Genomic DNA, 23,388 nt, shown 5'->3' with positions numbered 1-23,388 from the left:
ATATTCGCCATAAATAGGTAAGTTAGTCGGTGTTCCTGTACATAGATCAAGCAAATTGGTCGCTTGGGATTATAAAATCAGTTCAATAAAAACAAGAACATCCATTTCACTTTCAATGTGAGATTTCTATCCGGCGGTAGTGCCCACGAGGTTCGGTTGATGCTCTCCACCTGGCAAACACCTTCTCCCAGTGTCTCTCCACTCCGCTTTTCTCAATCTATTGTCTCGTAAATGAAGGAAAGGCAATGAGAAATACAATAAAACTAAAAATGCAGATTGCGATTGCAATCGTTATCGCAGTGGTCAGCGGGGTTCAAGCTTGGATCTCGGTAAGCCAATTAAAACAAGAAACCACCTCAGCCCTAAACAGTGAAATGGCCAATGTCAGCCACGCCACTACTCGCTACATTAGTGATTGGTTAGCTATACGCAGCGATATGATGCTTGCTAACGAGAAAACCATCGTCCAGTCAGATAACTCTGACCGTGAAATGCTAATTACCAAGCGAGCGGGGGACTTTCTTTCCGTTTATGCTGGCTTCGATGACGGCTCCATTGCCTACGGTGATAAAACCGAAGACTGGCCTGCCGATTACGATCCAAGAACTCGACCGTGGTATCAAGATGCCATGAAAGCCTCTGGGCTAATCCTGACTGAACCTTATCAGGATTTTGATGGCAGCATTGTTGTCAGTTTTGCCAAAGCTTTTTCCGGTGAAAGAAAAGGGGTGCTTGCCGCCGATTTAACCGTCACTAACATCATCAGTGAAGTACTCAATGTCACGTTAGATAACGATGGCTTTACCTTCTTAGTGGATGGTAACAACAACATCGTTGCCTATCAGGATGAAAAGCTAAGCCAACAGCCTTTAACCGTTCTTAACCCTGTTCTAAGCCATAACATGGTCAATGAACTTGTCAGCAAATCAGCCCTATCAACCATTAGTTGGCCGGATCAAGGTGATAAGCTTATCTATGTTACCAATGTCCCGACGACAGACTGGTCTTTAGGTATCGTGGTCGATAAGGATCTCGCCTTCGCTTCCGTCACTGAACAAATTCAGTTTACTGCGCTCGCTTCTATCATCCTGTATTTAGTGATTGCCACATTCAGTACCTACACGATTACTAAACTGCTTAAACCGCTACAAGACTTGTCAGCATCCCTTTCACAACTGTCTAAAGGTGAAGGTGATTTGACCCAGCGTGTCGAGATTAAGCGCCGAGACGAAATCGGTGAAGTCGCGGAACATGTCAATCAGTTCTTGAGTCAAATGCAGGCAATGATCAGCGGCATCATCAACCACAGTGAAAAGCTCGCCAACCAAGCTGTTCAGGCAAATGAACTATCACAACAGGCTTCCCATCAAGTTGAGGCGCAACAAAATGATGTTAACCAGATAGCGACAGCCATCCATGAGATGTCGGCTACCGCGGCAGAAGTCGCAAGCCATGCAGAGCTCACAGCTGCCGCTTCTCAAACTTCATCAACCGCTTGTCAGGACGGCCAACAAGTAATTCAGAAAAACCGCCAAGCGATCGTTGACCTAGCAGATCAGGTCATGGCTGCCGCGGGCGTGATCTCTGAGTTAGAAAGTAACACTCAAAGCATTAATCAGATCCTTTCTACCATTCAAGAGATAGCCGAGCAGACCAACCTGTTGGCGCTTAACGCAGCGATTGAAGCGGCACGCGCTGGTGAGCAAGGGCGCGGTTTTGCCGTCGTTGCGGATGAGGTTCGCGTGCTGAGCCAGCGTACTCATGGCTCAACCGAAGAGATCCGCAATATGATCGAGACGCTGCAAAACAATACTCAGTTAGCGGTTAACAGCATGCAGAGCAGCACGTCGCTTGCCGATACAAGTGTCGACTATGCTCAGCAAGCGGCCGATAGCTTGGGTCATATCACTGACGCGATTACTGAAATCAATGATATGGCACTACAGATTGCGAGTGCAGCCGAAGAGCAACGAGCTGTGAGTGAAGATATCAGTCGCAATACGCAGGGGATTAAAGATGCTTCTGATGTCCTTGCTTCACAAGCGCTTCAAAGCAGCGAAAGTGCCGATAACATGCGTGACTCTGCAGAAACCATGCGTCGCGAGGTGGGACGCTTTAAGGTTTAACCTATGATTTAAACTTTTTTTAATGCATATTGTCAGCCATTACTCTTCCAAATTCACAAGGATTTCGTGTCAATGGGATATGAATGGCTGGCATTGGCAGCGGCATTTCTTTGGGCGGTAGCCAGTCTACTTTCTGTTGTTCCCGCACAACATCTAGGAACCTTTGCCTATAGTCGTTGGCGTATGGGCTGCACCTCTGTGATTTTAGGGGGTATGGCACTGATTACTGGCGGTTGGGCCAGCGTAGAAACCAGCGCCATTTCTGCCATGATGCTATCTGGCGTGATCGGTATCTTCATCGGAGATACTGCCCTATTCGCCTGCCTCAATCGCATGGGACCAAGACAAGCTGGTCTACTCTTTTCTTGCCACGCCGTCTTCTCCGCTGTACTAGGTTACTTCCTATTTAGCGAAACCATGACATCTCTCGAATTGTTGGGATCAGCTTTGGTTTTTTCTGGCGTGTTAACCGCGATATTTTTTGGTCGTAAAGGGCAAGCCAATAATCAACTTGAGTCAATCAAAGGCAGTATTTGGGTCGGGGTCGGTTTAGGTTTACTAGCAGCACTTTGCCAAGCACTCGGTGGCATTATTGCTAAACCTGTTATGCAAACAGCAATCGATCCTGTTGCGGCATCGGCCATGCGTATGATGACAGCGTTTGCTGCTCACTGTCTGTTTTTCCTCACTGGCGCCAAACTTGCGCGAGCCACACATCCCATGAACCTGCGAATTTTCTCCATTACCGCAGTCAATGGTTTCCTCGCTATGGCGGTCGGAATGACGTTGATCCTATACGCCCTTCAGCAAGGAAATGTTGGTATGGTGGCACTCTTGTCTTCCACAACACCAATTATGTTGTTACCTATACTTTGGATTTACTCAGGTAAGCGCCCTAACCGCTTTGCATGGATAGGGGCCATCGTTGCCGTTGTAGGGACAGGAATTTTGGTCGCATAGGCTATTAGAGTAATAGGTATTTCCCACTGTCAATTTTCGCCTTACGCGAGAAAATAAGGACTAGTATAAGTGGTTGGGAAAATACCCACTGGAAGTAAGGTGAAAGATAACAACAATATTTCACAAACAATATTTGATCTTAACCTACAGTTTTGGTTAAAAAGTGTAGTAAAATTACGCTAATTTAGTTTCCAAAGTTACTTTGAAATTTGACGAGGTCATCACTATGACAGCTAAGAAGCCTATGGCTCTAGTTATTCTTGACGGTTACGGACACCGTGAAGATACAGCAAGCAACGCGATCGCGAACGCAAATACTCCATTCCTTGATAGCCTGTTTGCTAACAAACCAAACACTCTAATCTCTGCTTCTGGCATGGATGTTGGCCTACCTGACGGTCAAATGGGTAACTCTGAAGTAGGTCACACCAACATCGGTGCAGGCCGCGTTGTATACCAAGACCTAACTCGCATCACTAAATCTATCGCTGACGGTGAATTTGCACAGACTCCTGCTCTAGTTGAAGCAATCGACTCTGCTGTTAAAGCTGAAAAAGCAGTACACATCATGGGCCTAATGTCTCCAGGTGGCGTACACTCTCACGAAGATCACATCTACGCAGCCGTTGAAATGGCAGCAGCACGTGGCGCAGAGAAGATTTACCTACACTGCTTCCTAGACGGTCGTGACACGCCACCGCGCAGCGCAGAAAACTCACTAAAACGTTTTGACGAGCTATTCGCTAAACTAGGCAAAGGCCGCGTGGCATCGCTAGTTGGTCGCTACTACGCAATGGACCGTGATAACAACTGGGATCGCGTACAAGTTGCTTACGATCTTCTAACTCAAGCTAAAGCAGAATTCACATCAGAAACTGCAGTAGCTGGCCTAGAAGCGGCGTATGCTCGTGACGAAAACGATGAGTTCGTTAAAGCGACAGCGATCAAAGCTGAAGGTCAAGAAGACGCAGTTATCGCAGATGGCGATGCAGTAATCTTTATGAACTACCGTGCTGACCGTGCACGTCAAATCACACGTACTTTCGTACCTGCATTCGACGGCTTCGAGCGCGCTGTATTCCCAGCAATCAACTTCGTAATGCTAACGCAATACGCGGCTGACATCCCACTAGCCATCGCATTCCCACCAGCGTCTCTAGAGAACACTTACGGTGAGTGGCTATCTAAGCAAGGTCAAACTCAGCTTCGTATCTCTGAAACAGAGAAATACGCACACGTAACTTTCTTCTTCAACGGTGGTGTTGAGAGCGAATTCGACGGCGAAGAGCGTCAACTTGTTGCTTCTCCAAAAGTAGCAACTTACGACCTACAACCAGAAATGAGCTCAGAAGAACTCACAGAGAAGATGGTTGCGGCGATCAAATCTGGTAAGTACGACACTATCATCTGTAACTACCCTAACCCAGATATGGTTGGTCACACTGGCGTTTACGAAGCAGCAGAGCAAGCGATCGAAGCAATCGATGCATGTGTTGCTAAAGTAACGGCTGCTATCGAAGAAGTTGGCGGCCAAATGCTGATCACTGCTGACCACGGTAACGCGGAAATGATGGTAGACCCAGAGACAGGTGGCACGCACACTGCTCACACTAACCTACCAGTTCCTCTAATCTACGTTGGTGAGAAAGAGGTTGAGTTCAAAGAAGGCGGTAAACTGTCTGACCTAGCTCCAACTATGCTTTCTCTAGTCGGTCTGGAAATTCCAGCAGAGATGACAGGTGAAGTTCTAGTTAAGTAATTAACTTTTACTCCCGCATTTCAAAGCCCGAGCCATTGCTCGGGCTTTTTGTTTTCAGAGGCTCAGTAACAAGTTTTGACATTGCGCTTTCTTCTGATCAAAAGGTTTGGGTATACTGGATGCCTCTCAAATAGTTAGGGCAAATTTGTAACATGGCTAGCACCCCACTAAAGACTCTGTTTACCAACAAGGTTTGGCTTACGCTCGGGTTGATGCTTTGTTCTTACTCAATCACTCCTAGCTATGCAGCAAACAACTCCGAGCTAAAAGGTGTCAGCGGTGAGATCTCTCGCCAAAAGCAGGCACTGTCTTCCCAACAAAAGAAACTCGACTCACTGCAAAAATCGCTCAAATCCCAAGAAATCACGATCACTCGTTTAGAAAAAGAGATCAAAGAATCCAAGGCCTCTTTAGCCAATACGAATAAAAATATCCGTAATCTTGAGTCTAAAGTCGATCAGCTCGAACAACAAAAGAAAGCTCAAAGCGATAAGCTGGCTGAGCTTATTCAAACTTACTACGTCACTCAACGTGCTAAAACCTCCTCGAATATTCTTAATCAAGGTGTCGAAGAAGATAGAATTAGCCAGTATTTCCAACACCTTGCTAAAGAACGAGCAACTACGATTGCTGAGCTAGAGAAAACGGTTGGTGAGCTAGATGATAGCCGCGAACAGCTCAAGCTAGAGAAACAGCAAATCACCAACCTGCTTAAACAGCAGACCAACAAACGCGATCAACTGGCAAGTACTCAGTCTAAACGTAAAGGGACTGTCTCGCAGATACGTAAGAGCATTTCCAATGACAAGGTTTACCTCTCTGAGCTGCAACGCAATGAAACTCGACTGAAAGCAGAAATAGCTAAAGCCGCTAAGCGCAACGCCGTCCCCATGGATGGTCTAGCTCGTCAAAAGGGCAAACTGCCATGGCCGGTCAAAGGTAAGATTCTGCACAACTATGGCTCTCGCCAAACCGGGCAGATCAATTGGAAAGGTATGGTTATCAATGCCAACTACGGTCAATCAGTGAAAGCGGTTTATTCAGGAACTGTCGTCTTTGCTGACTACTTACGCGGCTACGGCTTAGTGGTGTTACTCGATCACGGTAAGGGTGACATGACTTTGTATGGCTTTAACCAGAGCCTGCTTAAGAAGGAAGGTGATAAAGTCATTGCAGGTGAAAGTATTGCTTTAGCTGGCGATACCGGAGGCCAACCACGCCCGTCACTCTACTTTGAGATTCGTCGTAACAGTAAAACTCAGAACCCTAAGAGCTGGCTAACCCGTTAATAGCAACCAATGTGGCGTTCAATTAGCGTTGAACGCCCAATCCAAGCGACTTTACCCGCGATAGTATTGCTCAACTACCTCGATAAATGCATTTAACTGCTCTTTAGGTAATGCATTAATCCCCGCAGCGGCTGCTCGTCCACCGCCACTTGGAAACTGTGTACAAATATCCCCTGCCCCTTGTTTATTGTTCAGCGGCGCGCGTAGTGAAATGGTATATGTTCCATCACTGTTTTCCGTTAATACCGCATGCGCAGAGTTTGGCGTTTGATTTGCCAAGTGATTACCATAAACACCACTGATCCTGCGAGACGACGCCTGATTGGGTAATTCAAAGACAGATAACTTAGCGCTGCGATATTTAGCTTTTATCGCCAATGCACCATCCATATCTGCCTGATAAGCCGTACGCAAAAATAAAAATGGGGAGTTTTGATCAGCAATAACAGCAAAAGGGTCATCGTAGGCCAAAAGCTCTTGGAACAGTGCTGCAGGATGGAAATGCAGGTCTTCTAACTCTGCACCGTAACCATTGTAGTTGATGAGTGTCCCTAGCTCTTTGAGTTGTTGTTTTTGCTCATCACTCAAACCTGCCTTATCAGCTAGCTTATCCGCTTTAGCAATCAGATTGTCACCGTAGGCTGCGGTAATAGCCCATGAGTGGAAACGTCCGTTAAGTAGTTTATCGATGATCAACGCAGTACAAGTGTTTGCATCTAGATCAATGTGCGCTTCTAAATTGGGCTGATTCGGGATATCTCCAGACTTATGGTGATCGGCGTAGAACACGTCTAGACCCATAGCTAACAGCCTCTCTAGACCGGACTTGTTCTTTTCCATCGAGATATCCAAAACCGTGACTGAATCACCACTGCTCGTCTCTAGCTTTTCTAGCAATTGAATATCGCGCTTAACACCTGTCACTAAAGCAGCGACCTTTGGTTCAGCTAAACGGAGTTGAAGCAGAGCGATGATCCCGTCGGCATCACCATTGAATACATCGAAGTGCATAAAACAAAACCCATTAAAATATCTCTCGATACTCTAATGGGTTCTCACTGATTGAACAATTTCAATTAGTTATGACTAAGCATGAATTGCTTTAACGCCATCTTCCAATAATTGAAGCTGCTCCAAGCCTTGCGTCGTGGCTTTCGGTTTTACTACAGAAATCATTTGCAGCATGCCCTGATGGATAACCTGCTCGGTGATCTTTGTTTTAGGTGACATAGCAGCTTGGTAGCCTAGCCAACTTGAAGCAATCATATGCAGTGTGGTCACCAGTGACTTCATCTCACTATCTTCCACAGACACAAGCTCAAGGTCGACAAACGCTTGCATGATATTGATGAGATTGGTTTGTAGCTTTTCTTGAACCTGGATGTATTCTTCATGTAGCTGTTCGTCGCGCTGAAGGATCTCCGGCAAATTAGCGTAGAAGAAGCGATACTTCCACATCAAAGTAAAGATCGAATCCAGATAGTGCTTGAGAAGAACTAAGCTCTCTTGCTGACCTTGAATAGGCGTGAAGCGCTCAAGAAGTTCATTAGAGTATAAAGCGAAGATCTCGCGCACGATTTCTTGCTTGTTACGGAAGTGGTAATACAGGTTACCCGGACTAATATCGATATGTGCGGCAATATGATTGGTTGTGATATTACGCTCACCATGCTGGTTAAATTGTTCCAGTGCAGCTAGCACTATCTTGTCACGAGTTTTCATGAATTATCCGCATTCCTTTCTATATGTCTAACGGCAGTATAGCGGCTAGTGTAACCTATAACAAAAAAGCGCCTGGTCGTATCAGGCGCTTTTCATAAATTACTCAATTATTTGTGGTACGGCTTGGATAACTCATGTACCGCTTCAACAAATACGCCCGCATTTTCTGGCGGCACATCTAAGTGAATGCCGTGACCCAGGTTAAACACGTGACCTGTGCCTGCGTCGCCGAAACCTTCAAGGATGCTTGAGACTTCTTCACGGATACGCTCTGGAGAAGCGTAAAGCATAGATGGATCCATGTTACCTTGTAGTGCCACTTTATCGCCCACACGTTTAACCGCGTCTTGGATGTTGATTGTCCAGTCTAGACCGACTGCATCACAACCCGTTGCTGCGATTTGCTCTAGCCACATACCACCGTTCTTAGTAAACAGCGTAACTGGAACACGACGGCCATCGTTTTCACGGATTAGGCCGTCTACGATTTTATGCATGTATTGCAGTGAGAATAGGTTGTAGTCACGCGGAGTAAGCACACCACCCCAAGTATCGAATACCATGACGGATTGAGCACCCGCTTTGATCTGAGCGTTTAGATAATCAATAACACTGTCTGCTAGCTTATCTAATAGCAGGTGTAGCGTTTGTGGCTCTGCGTACATCATCTTCTTGATCTTAGTGAAAGCTTTAGAGCTACCACCTTCAACCATGTAAGTAGCCAGCGTCCATGGGCTGCCAGAGAAGCCGATTAGCGGTACATCACCATTAAGATCTTTTCGGATCTGACGTACTGCGTTCATTACGTATTTAAGCTCACCCTCTGGATCTGGAATACCGATCTTTTCGACGTCCGCTTTACAGGTAATTGGCTTGTCAAATACAGGACCTTCACCTGCCGCGAAACGTAGCTCAAGGCCCATTGCGTCAGGAATAGTTAGGATATCAGAGAACAGAATCGCGGCATCAAGAGGAAAACGGCGCAAAGGTTGAAGCGTTACTTCTGATGCTAGCTCTGCATTCTTGCACAAAGACATGAAGTCACCCGCTTCTGCGCGAGTTGCTTTGTACTCTGGAAGGTATCGACCTGCCTGACGCATCATCCATACTGGAGTGTAATCTACTGGCTCTTTTAGTAGCGCACGAAGATAGCGGTCATTCTTTAATTCAGTCATTCCGTTTTTCCAATTTTTAGGCTCATTTTTGTTGCGGCTATTCTAACACTGTTTGACTCGCAAAAGCTGTGTGCTTTGCAACCTAGATCAAGTTATTAACTTTTAAATCAGTGCTTAATTTGCACCCACTAAGTATCAGTGTTAAAAATTTGTTTGCTAGCGAAAACTACAATTATAAACCGAGCACACAGTGCTTGGCATCTCATAACGACATCTTACTTACCCCCTCCTTCTGGAGGGTTTTTTTTATCTATATTTCAGCTAGATAGCTTAATCTCATCCAGCGTATATTCAATCAATTGTCGAGCAATCGTTCCGACAGGGGCAACGGGCGGTAACTCTTCGATCCCAAACCAACGCGCGTCACTAAGCTCACTGTAGTCGGGCTTCAACTCCCCCGATTGATAGTCGGCGACAAAGCCCATCATCATGCTCGACGGAAATGCCCAAGGCTGACTGCCAAAGTAACGAATGTTAGTCACCTCTATTCCAGTTTCTTCCTTGACCTCTCGCGCAACGCACTGCTCTAAAGTCTCACCGACTTCGAGAAAACCCGCGATGACGGTATACATACCATTACGATGTCTCGGGTGTTGCGCTAGTAAAATTTGCTGCTTGTTACGCACAGCAACAATGATACAAGGGAAGATACGCGGATAATGTAAGGTTCGGCAATCACCACACTGCATGGCTAATTGATTGTGATTGAGGTGGTTTCGACCACCACACTGAGGGCAAAAGCGTAGACTTTGACTCATATGTCCGTACTGAATTGCCTTACTCATCAGCAGAAATAGCGGCTCTGGAAAATGCAAACAATCACGCAAAGAGGTCAGCTCAAGCTCCTCAGACACATCCGCTTCATTAAGCCACATCAGCGGGCAATTCTCCCACCTTCCGACTTCAATTGCCTGCTCATAGGGTAAGTTTAAACTCTCAGCACTTCCCTTAGGCAACTGGCCATTTGGCAGCCAAACATCGCTTCCTGATACAACACACCAATAAGCATTCTTCGTACGGTTTGTGTCACTTTTATTCAACATTGACTCACCTCTTCGCTTGCAGTTCGTCTATTTTACTGGCAATCTAAATTCATACCAGAGTTTGTAGTCAGTCAATTTTGAGACTATAAATTCTAGTAAGGACAAGAGGTTGTACTCTGTACGTGCTTTGGGAGTCAAAGCGTAATGATCACCGGAGAAGTGATCCGATCATGAGGATATGGTCATGCTGAATAAATTCAAACAAACACAAGAACAATTGGGTGGCTCAAGCGAAGTCATCGACCACTGGCTCGAAACAAGACAATCACTGATTGTCGAATATTGTCAGCTGGGCTCCCTTCAACCTGCAAACGGCCACTCTAACGTCGTCGAACTTCCTTCCCCAAAACAGATCAGCTCATTCTGCGATCATGTGGTTGATTACATTTCTGAAGGCCACTTCAAGATCTACGATATGGTGATGAAGAAATGGCAAGCAACGGGCTTTAAGACTAACAACGAAATCGACGCGACCTATGCCAAGATCGTTTTAACTACAGAACCTTTGCTTGAGTTCAACGATAAGTATGTCAGCGTCAGTGCTGATGATGAGCTACCCAGCTTTGAAGCAGATATGTCAAAAGTGGGCGAACTGCTCGAAGTACGCTTTGAAGTGGAAGATCAGTTGATTCAACTTATCGCAGATAGCTTGGCGATTCCGCCTGGGGCTTAGCGAGAAGCGAGAAGCGAGAAGCGAGAAGCGAGAAGCGAGAAGCGAGAAGCGAGAAGCGAGAAGCGAGAAGCGAGAAAGTTTTGAGGGGTTGGCGTTTTGCGTCAACCCTTTTTACTTAGGAACGCTTCGCTATGGATGCGGGATGCGGGATGCGGGATGCGGGATGCGGGATGCGGGAATGGACACCTCTCGAAGGACAAAGTCCAGTCTCGACTCTCGGAACGCAGTGTTCTCGTAGGGCGCAGCCCGATCCAGTTTTCCATAGGACAAAGTCCGTTCCCGCTTCCCGCTCTCCAAAAACAAAAAAGGCACCCGAAGGTGCCTTTTGTCATTTCTTAGCTAACGATTACTCGTCTGCAGAGAAACCTGCGTTTAGTAGCGCTGCAAGGTTGTCAGTCGCTTGTTCAGCTGAAGGACCTTCTTGCTCTTCTACACGCTTAGCTTGACGATCTTGGTGGTAAGCGAAACCTGTACCTGCTGGGATTAGACGACCAACAATTACGTTTTCTTTCAGACCACGTAGCTCATCACGCTTACCAGAAACCGCAGCTTCTGTTAGTACGCGAGTTGTCTCCTGGAACGATGCCGCAGAGATGAACGATTCAGTCGCTAGAGATGCCTTAGTAATACCAAGTAGCTCACGCTCGAAACGAACTAGCTCTTTGCCTTCAGCTTCTAGCTGACGGTTAGCAATCTTAACGTTCGCGTATTCAACCTGCTCACCCACTAGGAACTCTGTAGAGTCACCAGCGTGCGTGATTGTACACTTACGTAGCATCTGACGAACGATAGTTTCGATGTGCTTATCGTTAATCTTAACGCCTTGTAGACGGTATACTTCTTGAACTTCGTTCGCGATGTATTGAGTCACAGCGTGGATACCACGTAGACGTAGAATGTCATGTGGAGACTCTGGACCATCTGCGATCACGTCACCACGTTCAACTTTCTCGCCTTCGAATACGTTAAGCTGACGATGCTTAGGAATCATCTCTTCGTAAGCGTCACCGCCTTCACGAGTGATTACTAGACGACGCTTACCTTTCGTTTCTTTACCGAAGCTTACAGTACCTGTGTGCTCAGCAAGAATCGCAGGCTCTTTCGGCTTACGAGCTTCGAATAGGTCAGCTACGCGTGGTAGACCACCGGTGATATCTTTGTTACCGCCAGATTTCTGAGGGATACGAGATAGAGTGTCACCCACGCCTACTTCAGCGCCGTCTTCGATGTTTACAATCGCTTTACCAGGTAGGAAGTAGTGAGCTGGCATTTCAGTACCAGGGATCATTACGTCGTTACCTTGCGCATCAACAAGTTTGATAGCTGGACGCATATCTTTACCTGCTGCAGGGCGAGCTGCTGCTTCAGTTACTTCGCTTGAAGATAGACCTGTTAGGTCATCTGTTTGACGAGAAACTGTAACGCCATCGATCATGTCCACAAACTGGATGCGACCTGCCACTTCAGTGATGATTGGCATCGTGTGCGCTTCCCAGTTCGCTACTGTTTCACCAGCTTCAACTGCGTCGTTGTCGCCTTTAGATAGTAGAGAACCGTAAGGTAGTTTGTGTTTCTCTTTAGTACGACCAAATTCGTCGATGATAGTCAGCTCTGAAGCACGAGAAGTGATTACAAGCTTCTTATCTTTGTTGATAACGAATTTAGCGTTGTGTAGCTTAACTGTACCAGTCGTCTTAGCTTGGATGCTGTTCTCTGCTGCTGCAGTAGATGCCGCACCACCGATGTGGAACGTACGCATCGTAAGCTGTGTACCCGGCTCACCGATAGACTGAGCAGCGATAACGCCCACTGCTTCACCTTGGTTCACTAGGTGACCACGTGCTAGGTCACGACCGTAACACTGAGCACAACAACCGAAGTCTGCATCACAGGTAACTACAGAGCGCACTTTCATGCGGTCAACTGAGTTCTCTTCCATGATCTGACACCACTTCTCATCAATTAGAGTGTTACGTGGGATCAGTACATCTTCAGTACCTGGCTTCAGTACGTCTTCTGCAACTACACGACCAAGAGCCAGCTCAGAAAGTGCAACTTTAACGTCACCACCTTCGATGTGCGGCATCATGTCAACACCTTCATGGGTGCCACAGTCATGCTCGTGTACAACAACGTCTTGAGCAACGTCTACTAGACGACGAGTTAGGTAACCCGAGTTCGCTGTTTTCAGTGCTGTATCCGCAAGACCCTTACGAGCACCGTGCGTTGAGATAAAGTACTGAAGTACGTTTAGACCTTCTTTAAAGTTCGCAGTGATCGGCGTTTCGATGATCGAACCATCTGGACGCGCCATCAGACCACGCATACCTGCAAGCTGACGAATCTGAGCTGCAGAACCACGTGCGCCCGAGTCGGCCATCATGTAGATGCTGTTGAATGATTCTTGCTGCTCTTCTTCACCGTCGCGGTTAACAACAGTTTCAGAAGATAGGTTTTCCATCATCAACTTAGCTACGCGATCGTTGGTCGATGCCCAAATATCGATCACTTTGTTGTAGCGCTCACCCGCAGTTACAAGACCAGATTGGTACTGCTCTTGGATTTCGCGAACTTCTGCTTCCGCTTCTTCGATCTCAGTGTACTTAGCTGCTGGAACAACCATGTCGTCGATACCAACAGATACACCAGAAAGTGCCGCGTAAGCGAAACCTGTGTACATGATTTGGTCAGCGAAGATTACAGTGTCTTTTAGACCTAGCTTACGGTAAGCCTCGTTAAGTAGGTGAGAGATCTGCTTCTTACCTAGCTTTTGGTTAACGATGCTGTATGGAAGACCTGCTGGCACGATTTGCCATAGCATTGCACGACCGATAGTTGTATCAACCATCTTAGTCTCAGTTGTGCTGTTGCCATCTTCGTCTTTAACAGTCTCAGTGATACGAACTTTAACGCGAGCGTGTAGCTCAGCAGTCTTAGTACGGTATGCCTTCTCAGCCTCAGCTGGGCTAGCAAGGTACATACCTTCGCCTTTCACGTTGATCTTGTCACGAGTCATGTAGTAAAGACCCAATACAACGTCCTGTGAAGGTACGATGATCGGATCACCTGACGCTGGCGACAGAATGTTGTTTGTCGACATCATCAGAGTACGAGCTTCAAGCTGTGCTTCTAGAGTTAGAGGCACGTGTACCGCCATTTGGTCACCATCGAAGTCCGCGTTGTACGCCGCACACACAAGTGGGTGTAGCTGAATTGCTTTACCTTCGATTAGTACTGGTTCGAACGCCTGGATACCTAGACGGTGAAGTGTAGGTGCACGGTTCAATAGTACTGGGTGTTCGCGGATTACTTCGTCTAGGATATCCCAAACGATCGCTTCTTCGCGCTCTACCATCTTCTTAGCAGCTTTGATTGTCGTCGCAAGACCACGAGTCTCTAGCTTGCTGTAGATGAACGGTTTGAATAGCTCAAGTGCCATCTTCTTAGGAAGACCACACTGGTGCAGACGGAGGTATGGACCTACTGTGATTACAGAACGGCCAGAGTAGTCTACACGCTTACCTAGAAGGTTCTGACGGAAACGACCTTGTTTACCCTTGATCATATCAGCAAGAGATTTCAGAGGACGCTTGTTCGAACCCGTGATCGCGCGACCGCGACGACCGTTATCTAGAAGTGCATCAACAGACTCTTGTAGCATACGCTTTTCGTTACGTACGATGATGTCCGGAGCAGCAAGCTCTAGTAGACGCTTCAAACGGTTGTTACGGTTGATTACGCGACGGTATAGATCGTTCAGATCAGAAGTCGCGAAGCGACCGCCATCTAGTGGTACTAGAGGACGTAGATCTGGCGGAAGTACCGGAAGCACAGTAAGGATCATCCACTCTGGGTTGTTACCAGATTGAACGAACGCTTCAACTAGCTTCAGACGCTTAGTGATCTTCTTACGCTTAGTCTCTGAGTTAGTAGACTGAAGCTCTTCACGCATTTCTTCGATTTCAGCAGGTAGATCCATAGACGCAAGTAGGTCTTTGATCGCTTCTGCACCCATCTTAGCTGTGAACTCATCACCCCACTCTTCTAGGCGATCCAGATACTCTTCTTCAGTTAGCATCTGAGATTTTTCTAGATCAGTCATACCCGGTTCAGTTACTACGTACATTTCGAAGTAAAGAACACGTTCGATATCACGTAGAGGGATATCCATTAGTAGACCGATACGAGACGGCAGTGATTTTAGGAACCAGATGTGAGCAACTGGTGAAGCAAGCTCGATGTGGCCCATACGGTCACGACGAACTTTAGTTTGTGTAACTTCAACGCCACACTTCTCACAGATAACACCACGGTGTTTCAGACGCTTATATTTACCACAAAGACATTCGTAGTCTTTTACTGGACCAAAAATACGCGCACAGAACAGACCATCACGCTCAGGCTTGAACGTACGATAGTTGATCGTTTCAGGTTTTTTAACTTCACCGAAAGACCATGAACGGATCATGTCCGGTGAAGATAGACCGATTTTGATTGCATCAAATTCTTCGGTCTTATGCTGCGCTTTTAGAAAGTTTAATAAGTCTTTCACAATCAGCTCCTGTAAGGAGTTAAAAGGGGCTCACCCGCAAAAGTGAGCACCTTCTACCAAATAATCGCTTTTCTCAATTAAGAAAGAAGGGATTACTCTTCGTCTTCTAGCTCGATGTTGATACCTAGCGAGCGAATCTCTTTCAACAGTACGTTGAATGATTCTGGCATGCCAGGTTCCATGCTGTGGTTGCCATCTACGATGTTCTTGTACATCTTAGTACGGCCGTTAACGTCATCCGACTTAACTGTTAGCATTTCTTGAAGCGTGTAAGCAGCACCGTATGCTTCTAGTGCCCATACTTCCATCTCACCGAAACGCTGACCACCGAACTGAGCTTTACCACCAAGTGGTTGCTGAGTTACTAGGCTGTACGAACCAGTTGAACGAGCGTGCATCTTGTCATCAACAAGGTGGTTCAGTTTCAGCATGTACATGTAACCAACAGTTACAGGACGCTCAAACGCATCACCTGTGCGACCATCAAACAGCGTTAGCTGACCAGATTCTGGTAGGTCACCTAGTTTCAATAGCTCTTTGATTGATTGCTCAGAAGCACCGTCAAATACTGGAGTCGCGATCGGTAGACCACCACGTAGGTTCTTGATCAGCGTACGAACTTCGTCATCAGATAGAGACGCAACGTCTACTTTCTGACGAGTATCACCAAGGTCGTAAACTTTCTGTAGGAAGTCACGGAACTTAGCTAGCTCTTGCTGCTCTTTCACCATCTGGTTGATCTTGTCACCGATACCTTTCGCTGCCAGACCTAAGTGTACTTCTAGGATCTGACCGATGTTCATACGCGAAGGTACACCCAGTGGGTTTAATACGATGTCAACCGGCTGACCTTTCTCATCGTAAGGCATGTCTTCAACAGGGTTGATCTTAGAGATTACACCCTTGTTACCGTGACGACCCGCCATCTTATCACCAGGCTGGATACGACGTTTAACCGCTAGGTAAACCTTAACGATCTTCAGTACGCCAGGTGCTAGATCATCACCTTGTGTGATCTTACGACGCTTAGTTTCAAACTTCTTATCGAAGTCAGCACGTAGCTCGTCGTACTGCTCTGCTAGCTGTTCAAGCTGAGTCTGTTGAGCATCATCTTCAAGCGTTAGCTCTAGCCACTTCTTACGATCGATAGCGTCTAGTTTCGCTTCAGTGTAACCACCGTCTAGAAGTACAGCTTTAACACGGTTTAGAAGGCCACCCTCAAGAATCTGGAATTCTTCAGTAAGGTCTTTCTTCGCTTCTTTAAGCTGCATCTGTTCAATTTCAAGTGCACGTTTGTCTTTTTCAACACCGTCACGAGTAAATACTTGAACATCGATGATTGTACCTGAAACAGAGTTTGGTACGCGTAGAGACGTGTCTTTAACGTCTGACGCTTTCTCACCGAAGATAGCACGTAGTAGCTTCTCTTCAGGAGTTAGCTGAGTTTCACCTTTAGGCGTTACTTTACCTACAAGGATATCACCGCCTTTCACTTCCGCACCGATGTAAACGATACCTGACTCGTCTAGTTTAGACAGAGCAGACTCACCTACGTTTGGAATGTCAGCTGTGATTTCTTCAGCACCAAGCTTAGTATCACGCGCCACACAAGAAAGCTCTTGAATGTGGATCGTAGTGAAACGGTCTTCTTGAACTACGCGCTCAGATACTAAGATCGAGTCTTCGAAGTTGTAACCGTTCCAAGGCATGAATGCGATACGCATGTTCTGACCAAGAGCTAGCTCACCAAGGTCTGTTGAAGGACCATCAGCAAGAACGTCACCACGTGCAACTGGTTCACCCGGCATCACACATGGACGCTGGTTGATACACGTATTTTGGTTAGAACGAGTGTATTTAGTTAGGTTGTAGATATCGATACCTGCTTCACCAGGGATCAGCTCGTCTTCGTTTACTTTAACAACGATACGAGAAGCATCTACAGACTGGATTACACCACCACGTTTCGCTACCGCTGTAACACCAGAGTCAACTGCAATGTTACGCTCGATACCAGTACCAACTAGAGGCTTGTCAGCTTTAAGTGTTGGAACTGCCTGACGTTGCATGTTCGCACCCATCAATGCACGGTTCGCATCATCGTGTTCTAGGAACGGGATAAGCGATGCAGCGATAGATACAACCTGGTTAGTTGCAACGTCCATGTAGTCAACATGTTCGCGTGGGTGTAGGCCAGATTCACCTTTCTGACGAGCAGTGATTAGCTCTTCAGAGAATGTGCCTTGTTCAGTAAGAACAGTGTTCGCCTGAGCGATAACGTACTGACCTTCCTGAATAGCAGATAGGTAATCTACTTCGTCTGTTACTACGCCATCTACTACGCGACGGTATGGAGTCTCTAGGAAACCGTACTCGTTACAACGCGCAAACGCAGATAGAGAGTTGATCAGACCGATGTTTGGACCTTCAGGCGTTTCGATAGGACATAGACGACCGTAGTGAGTTACGTGTACGTCACGTACTTCGAAGCCAGCACGTTCACGAGTTAGACCGCCAGGACCCAATGCAGAGATACGACGCTTGTGCGTAACTTCTGATAGAGGGTTGTTTTGGTCCATGAACTGTGACAGCTGTGAAGAGCCAAAGAATTCTTTAACCGCAGCAGAGATAGGCTTAGCGTTGATTAGGTCTTGAGGCATGATTGCATCAAGATCACCAAGGCTTAGACGCTCTTTAACAGCACGTTCAACACGTACTAGACCAACGCGGAATTGGTTTTCTGCCATTTCGCCAACAGAACGGATACGACGGTTACCTAGGTGGTCGATATCGTCCACTTCACCGATGCCGTTACGGATAGCGATAAGCTTCTTCATCACTTCAACGATATCAGTTTCGTCAAGTGTGCCTTGCTCTTGAGCATCTTCACGTTCGATAGAGCTGTTGAACTTCATACGACCAACAGTCGATAGATCGTAACGCTCTTCTGAGAAGAATAGGCTTTCGAATAGTGCTTCAGCAGCTTCTTTCGTTGGCGGCTCACCAGGGCGCATCATGCGGTAGATTTCTACCAATGCAGAAATACGATCAACAGTGCTGTCGATACGTAGTGTTTCTGACATGAACGGACCGTGGTCTAGATCGTTAGTAAATAACGTCTGTAGCGCTTTGTGGCCTGCTTGAGAAAGGTTAGCTAGAGCTTCTAGGCTGATTTCTTGGTTTGCACCAACAATGATCTCGCCAGTCGCTTCGTTGATGTAATCTTTCGATGCAACTTTGCCTACGATGTACTCGACAGGTACTTCGATGTGCTCAACGCCATCTTTTTCAAGCTGACGGATGTGGCGTGCAGTTACACGACGACCAGTTTCAACGTAAGTCTTGCCGTTTGCTTCGATATCGAATGACGCAGTTTCACCACGTAGACGATCAGGAACAAGCTCCATTAATAGAGTTTGATCTTTCACTTCGAAGTTCACCTTCTCAAAGAAGATGTCCAGAATCTCTTCTGTCGTCTTACCTAGTGCGCGAAGAATGATAGATGCTGGCAGCTTACGACGGCGGTCAATACGTACGTATAGGTTATCCTTAGGATCAAACTCGAAATCAAGCCATGAACCACGGTAAGGAATTACGCGTGCATTGTATAGAACTTTACCTGAAGAGTGGGTCTTACCCTTATCGCTGTCGAAGAATACACCTGGGCTTCTGTGCAGCTGGGATACGATAACCCTCTCGGTACCATTGATTACGAAGGTACCATTGTCTGTCATAAGCGGAATTTCGCCCATGTAGACTTCTTGTTCTTTAATGTCTTTTACAGTACCTGCTGGCGCGTCTTTATCAAAGATAACTAGGCGTAGTTTAACGCGTAGTGGTTTTGAATAAGTTACGCCGCGGATTTGACATTCTTTAACGTCAAAAACTGGCTCACCAAGACGGTAGCTAACGTATTGCAGCTCGGAATTGCCGTTGTAGCTCTGAATTGGAAATACAGAACGGAAAGCAGCTTCAAGACCGTATTGACCTTCAGGATCCTGTTCGATGAATTTTTCGAACGAATCGAGCTGGATCGATAGCAGGTATGGAATGTCCAACACTTGTGGACGAGTACCAAAGTCCTTACGGATGCGCTTTTTCTCGGTATAAGAGTAAACCATGGGGTTCCTCAGCTCGCTGATAAGTGACCCAAACTGTCTCCAATAGTTATGAGACAGTGACTAACATCTGTTTGATTGTAGTGACATTGCATTAAGAGCTAATGAAATGTTTTTTGCTAGGAATCTGGGTGCTCAAACAGCGGAAAAATCACCCAACCCCTACAGCGCAAAAAGGCCGGTGGTTATAAAACCACCAGCCATTAGCCGTTAGGCTAAGAAACTAAGCAATAATTACTTAACAGTAACACTTGCACCAGCTTCTTCTAGCTGAGCTTTAAGAGCTTCAGCTTCGTCTTTCTCTACGCCTTCTTTAAGAGGTGCAGGAGCGCCGTCTACTAGAGCTTTAGCTTCTTTAAGACCTAGGCCAGTTGCGCCACGTACTGCTTTGATTACAGCAACTTTGTTGCCGCCCGCAGATTCTAGGATTACGTCGAACTCAGTTTGCTCAGCAGCAGCTTCGCCACCAGCAGCGCCGCCAGCTACAACAGCAGCAGCAGCAGAAACGCCGAATTTCTCTTCCATCGCTTCGATTAGTTCAACAACTTGCATTACAGACATTTCTGCAACTGCGTCTAGGATTTGCTCGTTAGTAATAGACATAACAATTCTCTTTTAAATCAACAATAAGTTTATTAAGCAACCAGAAAAAAGCAAGGCTTATGCCGCAGCTTCTTCTTTTTGGTCGCGTAGTGCAGCGATAGTACGTACCAGCTTGCCTGCAGAAGCTTCTTTCATGCACATCATTAGGCGTGCGATTGCTTCGTCGTAAGTTGGTAGTGTCGCTAGTACTTCAGCGTCAGTTAGCGCGCCTTCAAATGCAGCAGCTTTGATCTCGAAGTCAGTGTTCTCTTTAGCGAAGTCTTTGAAAAGACGCGCTGCAGCACCTGGGTGCTCGTTAGAGAATGCGATTAGCGTAGGACCAGTGAAAGTGTCAGTTAGACACTCGTAATCAGTACCAGCTACCGCACGACGCATTAGTGTGTTACGAACAACTCGTACATAAACACCCGCTTCACGAGCTTGTTTACGTAGAGAAGTCATCGCGCCCACTTCAACGCCACGAGAATCAGCTACAACTGCAGAAAGTGCACCGCTGGCAGCTTCGTTGACTTCAGCAACAATTGCTTTTTTGTCTTGAAGGTTTAAAGCCATCTTGGATTTACTCCTGGTTGTCGTTACACCACTCACTATTATCACAACAGTGAGAGCTATTGAGGTGCTTCCCAGAAGAAAGGTAACTATTTACATAGAGCTTTCTGTCAGTTCGGGCACCATCTACGTAGGGAAATTAAGTTTACAAAAAGCAAACACCTACGGTCTTGGACGGAGACTGGGTCATAATTCAGACTAAATTCAAACGAATTTAATGAACCAAAGTTCAGCCCCAACCACAAATATTAGGCGCAGAATTATACACTAATTCCACGCCTAAGCAAATTTATTAGTTTGCTAGAGTGTTCAGGCTAGCCTGATCAACAGCAACACCAGCACCCATTGTAGTAGAGATGCTAACCTTCTGTAGGAATGTACCCTTAGCAGAAGACGGCTTAGCTTTCTTCAGAGCAACTAGAAGAGCTTCTAGGTTCTCTTTGATCTGCTCAGCAGAGAAGTTTGCTTTACCGATAGTAGTGTGGATGATGCCGTTCTTGTCGTTACGGTAACGAACCTGACCAGCTTTAGCGTTCTTAACTGCTTCAGCAACGTTAGGAGTTACAGTACCAACTTTAGGGTTTGGCATAAGACCGCGAGGACCTAGGATAGTACCTAGTTGACCTACAACGCGCATTGCATCTGGAGAAGCAACAACTACGTCAAAGTTCATTTCGCCTTTCTTAACTTGCTCAGCAAGATCTTCCATACCAACGATGTCTGCGCCAGCTTCTTTAGCTGCTTCAGCGTTTGCACCTTGAGTGAACACTGCAACGCGGATTTCGCGGCCAGTACCGTGAGGTAGTACAGTTGCACCACGTACGTTCTGGTCAGATTTACGAGCATCGATGCCTAGGTTAACAGCAACGTCTACAGACTCAACGAATTTAGCAGTTGCTAGTTCTTGAAGAAGAGCAACAGCTTCGTTGATTTCGTATTCTTTAGTTACGTCAACTTTTTCGCGGATAACGCGCATGCGCTTAGTTAGTTTTGCCATGATCTTAACCCTCTACCACTAGGCCCATTGAACGAGCAGTACCAGCGATAGAACGCTTCATTGCTTCGATGTCAGCGCCAGTCATATCTGCAGCTTTAGTTTCTGCGATTTCCTGAAGCTGAGCGTCAGTTACAGTACCCACTTTTTCAGTGTTTGGACGACCTGAACCAGACTTAACGCCAGCCGCTTTCTTAAGAAGAACTGCAGCAGGTGGAGTCTTAGTTACGAACGTGAAAGAACGGTCGTTGTATACTGTGATAACAACTGGAGTCGGTAGACCTTTCTCAACAGATTCTGTTTTTGCGTTAAACGCTTTACAGAATTCCATGATGTTCACACCGTGTTGACCTAGAGCAGGACCAACCGGTGGACTCGGGTTCGCCATACCAGCAGCAACTTGTAGCTTGATGTAAGCTTCAACTTTCTTAGCCATGATAATTCCTAATTTTGGGTACAAACGCTAATCTACTGATCAGCTCCCCGTTGATATAAATACTTTTTATTTCCGCTCAATACTTATGTACAAGCCAAAATAATAAGGCGCGAAATTATAGTCATAATTCGCGCCTTATACAACCCTAAAAAGGTGATTTTTTATACTCTGAAAAACAGAGTCTTAGTCAAGTTTTTCAACCTGACCAAATTCAAGCTCAACTGGTGTTGCACGACCAAAGATCGATACAGACACCTTCACGCGGCTCTTATCGTAATCCACTTCTTCAACAGTACCGTTGAAGTCAGCAAATGGACCGTCAGTAACGCGTACCACTTCACCCGCTTCGTACATAGTACGTGGACGAGGTGCTTCGCTCGCTTTCTCAAGACGGTTCAGAATCGCATCAGCTTCTTTATCAGTGATAGGAGCTGGACGATCAGAGGTACCACCAATGAAGCCCATGACACGCGGCACACTGCGTACTAAGTGCCATGATTCATCGTTCATGATCATCTGAACTAGGACGTAACCAGGGAAGAACTTACGCTCAGACTTACGACGCTGACCTGCACGCATTTCCACTACTTCTTCAGTAGGAACTAGAACTTCACCAAACAGCTCTTCCATGCTGTGCATTTTGATATGCTCACGAAGAGATTGGGCTACACGACCTTCAAATCCAGAGAAGGCTTGAACCACATACCAGCGTTTTTTTGGAGCTTCACTCATGAATTAAAACCCTCTATACCCCAGTTGCTAGAGCAACAAGACGAACCATAATGCCGTCGATGCCCCAAAGCACTAGAGCCATTACAATACTTACAGCTAAAACGATCAAAGTCGTTTGCATTGTTTCTTGGCGTGTAGGCCAAACAACTTTACGTACTTCCATACGCGATTCTTTTGCAAACTCGATCGCAGCTTTACCCTTAGTTGTTGTAGCAGCAACACCAAGTGCCGCAGCGATTAGTACAACAACACCTGCAGCGCGAATCACTACAGACATTTCACCATACAGGTAATTACCCACAACAGCGGCAGCTAGCAGAGCAAAAGTGACAATCCACTTGAAGATATCTGCGCCATTTGAGCTATCAGGAGTTTCAGCATTATTTGCTTTCATAAAACCAACCTGTCTAAGTCTTAATATAGACGACAACAACCCCGCTGTTGCAGGGCAAATCCATGAAACGACAATTTAAATAAATTGACGTACTCTTTTATTGATTGAGACGCAACACCTCAACCAAAAAATCCTGCTCAATGCCATGCTGAATAAGAAAACAACAGACATTTTGTATAGTGCAGAAAAAGGGCATCAAATGATGCCCTTTTTGCTACTGGTTCGTCAAATCTTATTCAAAGATTTTCCGAAGTCTTTAGCTA

General features: G+C 46.3%; 17 protein-coding genes. 5 read left to right on the top strand and 12 right to left on the bottom strand.

The annotated features are described in order from the left end of the window. Positions 1 to 245: 245 nt before the first annotated feature. The 4 genes from AC6R00_RS09295 to AC6R00_RS09280 all read left to right on the top strand — a co-directional run bounded on the left by AC6R00_RS09295 (position 246) and on the right by AC6R00_RS09280 (position 6,134). Positions 246 to 2,126, top strand: a complete 1,881-nt coding sequence (locus AC6R00_RS09295) for a methyl-accepting chemotaxis protein (RefSeq protein WP_004747630.1) — start codon at positions 246 to 248, stop codon at positions 2,124 to 2,126. 72 nt (positions 2,127 to 2,198) lie between these two features. Next, positions 2,199 to 3,086 carry a DMT family transporter gene (locus tag AC6R00_RS09290; protein ID WP_004747628.1) on the top strand — a complete coding sequence of 296 codons (888 nt, stop codon included), beginning with the start codon at positions 2,199 to 2,201 and terminating at the stop codon, positions 3,084 to 3,086. A 226-nt stretch (positions 3,087 to 3,312) separates the two neighbouring features. Further along, positions 3,313 to 4,845: a 2,3-bisphosphoglycerate-independent phosphoglycerate mutase gene (gene gpmM / locus AC6R00_RS09285; RefSeq protein ID WP_500640191.1), complete on the top strand. Its 1,533-nt coding sequence runs from the start codon at positions 3,313 to 3,315 to the stop codon at positions 4,843 to 4,845. A 212-nt stretch (positions 4,846 to 5,057) separates the two neighbouring features. Continuing rightward, positions 5,058 to 6,134, top strand: coding sequence for a murein hydrolase activator EnvC family protein (locus tag AC6R00_RS09280; RefSeq protein WP_500640196.1), 1,077 nt, complete (start codon positions 5,058 to 5,060; stop codon positions 6,132 to 6,134). A gap of 51 nt (positions 6,135 to 6,185) precedes the next feature. On the opposite strand, the gene AC6R00_RS09275 is transcribed toward AC6R00_RS09280, so the two are convergent. From AC6R00_RS09275 to nudC, 4 genes are all read right to left on the bottom strand, one after another. Continuing rightward, positions 6,186 to 7,145, bottom strand: coding sequence for a DHHA1 domain-containing protein (locus AC6R00_RS09275; protein ID WP_500640190.1), 960 nt, complete (start codon positions 7,143 to 7,145; stop codon positions 6,186 to 6,188). 75 nt (positions 7,146 to 7,220) lie between these two features. Then, positions 7,221 to 7,856, bottom strand: coding sequence for a TetR/AcrR family transcriptional regulator (locus AC6R00_RS09270; protein WP_500640189.1), 636 nt, complete (start codon positions 7,854 to 7,856; stop codon positions 7,221 to 7,223). Positions 7,857 to 7,963: 107 nt separating this feature from the next. Continuing rightward, on the bottom strand, positions 7,964 to 9,031 hold the full coding sequence (hemE, locus tag AC6R00_RS09265; protein ID WP_500640188.1) for a uroporphyrinogen decarboxylase: 1,068 nt from the start codon (positions 9,029 to 9,031) through the stop codon (positions 7,964 to 7,966). Positions 9,032 to 9,288: 257 nt separating this feature from the next. Next, the gene (gene nudC, locus AC6R00_RS09260; protein WP_500640187.1) at positions 9,289 to 10,074 is read right to left on the bottom strand and encodes an NAD(+) diphosphatase; all 786 of its coding nucleotides are present in this window, start codon (positions 10,072 to 10,074) and stop codon (positions 9,289 to 9,291) included. Positions 10,075 to 10,252: 178 nt separating this feature from the next. On the opposite strand from nudC, the gene rsd reads away from it, so the two are divergent. After that, on the top strand, positions 10,253 to 10,747 hold the full coding sequence (gene rsd / locus AC6R00_RS09255; protein ID WP_500640186.1) for a sigma D regulator: 495 nt from the start codon (positions 10,253 to 10,255) through the stop codon (positions 10,745 to 10,747). A gap of 346 nt (positions 10,748 to 11,093) precedes the next feature. Here rsd and rpoC read toward each other — a convergent pair whose 3' ends face one another. The 8 genes from rpoC to secE all read right to left on the bottom strand — a co-directional run bounded on the left by rpoC (position 11,094) and on the right by secE (position 23,125). Next, positions 11,094 to 15,299 carry a DNA-directed RNA polymerase subunit beta' gene (gene rpoC / locus AC6R00_RS09250; RefSeq protein ID WP_004747615.1) on the bottom strand — a complete coding sequence of 1,402 codons (4,206 nt, stop codon included), beginning with the start codon at positions 15,297 to 15,299 and terminating at the stop codon, positions 11,094 to 11,096. Between the two features lie 92 nt (positions 15,300 to 15,391). Further along, positions 15,392 to 19,420: a DNA-directed RNA polymerase subunit beta gene (rpoB, locus tag AC6R00_RS09245; protein WP_004747613.1), complete on the bottom strand. Its 4,029-nt coding sequence runs from the start codon at positions 19,418 to 19,420 to the stop codon at positions 15,392 to 15,394. Between the two features lie 231 nt (positions 19,421 to 19,651). Further along, positions 19,652 to 20,020, bottom strand: a complete 369-nt coding sequence (rplL, locus tag AC6R00_RS09240; protein WP_004747612.1) for a 50S ribosomal protein L7/L12 — start codon at positions 20,018 to 20,020, stop codon at positions 19,652 to 19,654. 57 nt (positions 20,021 to 20,077) lie between these two features. Beyond that, positions 20,078 to 20,572: a 50S ribosomal protein L10 gene (gene rplJ / locus AC6R00_RS09235; RefSeq protein WP_004747610.1), complete on the bottom strand. Its 495-nt coding sequence runs from the start codon at positions 20,570 to 20,572 to the stop codon at positions 20,078 to 20,080. A gap of 289 nt (positions 20,573 to 20,861) precedes the next feature. Further along, positions 20,862 to 21,566 (bottom strand): 50S ribosomal protein L1, encoded by a 705-nt coding sequence (rplA, locus tag AC6R00_RS09230; protein WP_004747603.1) that lies wholly within the window; start codon positions 21,564 to 21,566, stop codon positions 20,862 to 20,864. Positions 21,567 to 21,570: 4 nt separating this feature from the next. After that, complete coding sequence (gene rplK / locus AC6R00_RS09225; RefSeq protein WP_004747601.1) at positions 21,571 to 21,999, bottom strand: 50S ribosomal protein L11; 429 nt, start codon at positions 21,997 to 21,999, stop codon at positions 21,571 to 21,573. Positions 22,000 to 22,182: 183 nt separating this feature from the next. Beyond that, a complete protein-coding gene (gene nusG / locus AC6R00_RS09220) occupies positions 22,183 to 22,731 on the bottom strand; it encodes a transcription termination/antitermination protein NusG (protein ID WP_004415884.1) in 549 nt (182 codons plus the stop codon). Between the two features lie 13 nt (positions 22,732 to 22,744). Continuing rightward, entirely contained in the window at positions 22,745 to 23,125 is a 381-nt protein-coding gene (gene secE / locus AC6R00_RS09215) for a preprotein translocase subunit SecE (RefSeq protein ID WP_004747599.1), read from the bottom strand. Between the last annotated feature and the right edge of the window lie 263 nt (positions 23,126 to 23,388).

This window comes from Vibrio sp. R10-SF1-ISO8, from assembly GCF_059833805.1.
The sequence above is the reverse complement of the archived record's forward strand: the minus strand, read 5'-3'. Positions and strand labels throughout refer to the sequence as shown.

Coding starts and splice junctions, on each gene's coding strand:
- AC6R00_RS09295 (WP_004747630.1), top strand. CDS start 246: ATGAGAAATACAATAAAACTAAAAATGCAGATTGCGATTGCAATCGTT.
- AC6R00_RS09290 (WP_004747628.1), top strand. CDS start 2,199: ATGGGATATGAATGGCTGGCATTGGCAGCGGCATTTCTTTGGGCGGTA.
- gpmM (WP_500640191.1), top strand. CDS start 3,313: ATGACAGCTAAGAAGCCTATGGCTCTAGTTATTCTTGACGGTTACGGA.
- AC6R00_RS09280 (WP_500640196.1), top strand. CDS start 5,058: ATGCTTTGTTCTTACTCAATCACTCCTAGCTATGCAGCAAACAACTCC.
- AC6R00_RS09275 (WP_500640190.1), bottom strand. CDS start 7,145: ATGCACTTCGATGTATTCAATGGTGATGCCGACGGGATCATCGCTCTG.
- AC6R00_RS09270 (WP_500640189.1), bottom strand. CDS start 7,856: ATGAAAACTCGTGACAAGATAGTGCTAGCTGCACTGGAACAATTTAAC.
- hemE (WP_500640188.1), bottom strand. CDS start 9,031: ATGACTGAATTAAAGAATGACCGCTATCTTCGTGCGCTACTAAAAGAG.
- nudC (WP_500640187.1), bottom strand. CDS start 10,074: ATGTTGAATAAAAGTGACACAAACCGTACGAAGAATGCTTATTGGTGT.
- rsd (WP_500640186.1), top strand. CDS start 10,253: ATGGTCATGCTGAATAAATTCAAACAAACACAAGAACAATTGGGTGGC.
- rpoB (WP_004747613.1), bottom strand. CDS start 19,420: ATGGTTTACTCTTATACCGAGAAAAAGCGCATCCGTAAGGACTTTGGT.
- rplL (WP_004747612.1), bottom strand. CDS start 20,020: ATGTCTATTACTAACGAGCAAATCCTAGACGCAGTTGCAGAAATGTCT.
- rplJ (WP_004747610.1), bottom strand. CDS start 20,572: ATGGCTTTAAACCTTCAAGACAAAAAAGCAATTGTTGCTGAAGTCAAC.
- rplA (WP_004747603.1), bottom strand. CDS start 21,566: ATGGCAAAACTAACTAAGCGCATGCGCGTTATCCGCGAAAAAGTTGAC.
- rplK (WP_004747601.1), bottom strand. CDS start 21,999: ATGGCTAAGAAAGTTGAAGCTTACATCAAGCTACAAGTTGCTGCTGGT.
- nusG (WP_004415884.1), bottom strand. CDS start 22,731: ATGAGTGAAGCTCCAAAAAAACGCTGGTATGTGGTTCAAGCCTTCTCT.
- secE (WP_004747599.1), bottom strand. CDS start 23,125: ATGAAAGCAAATAATGCTGAAACTCCTGATAGCTCAAATGGCGCAGAT.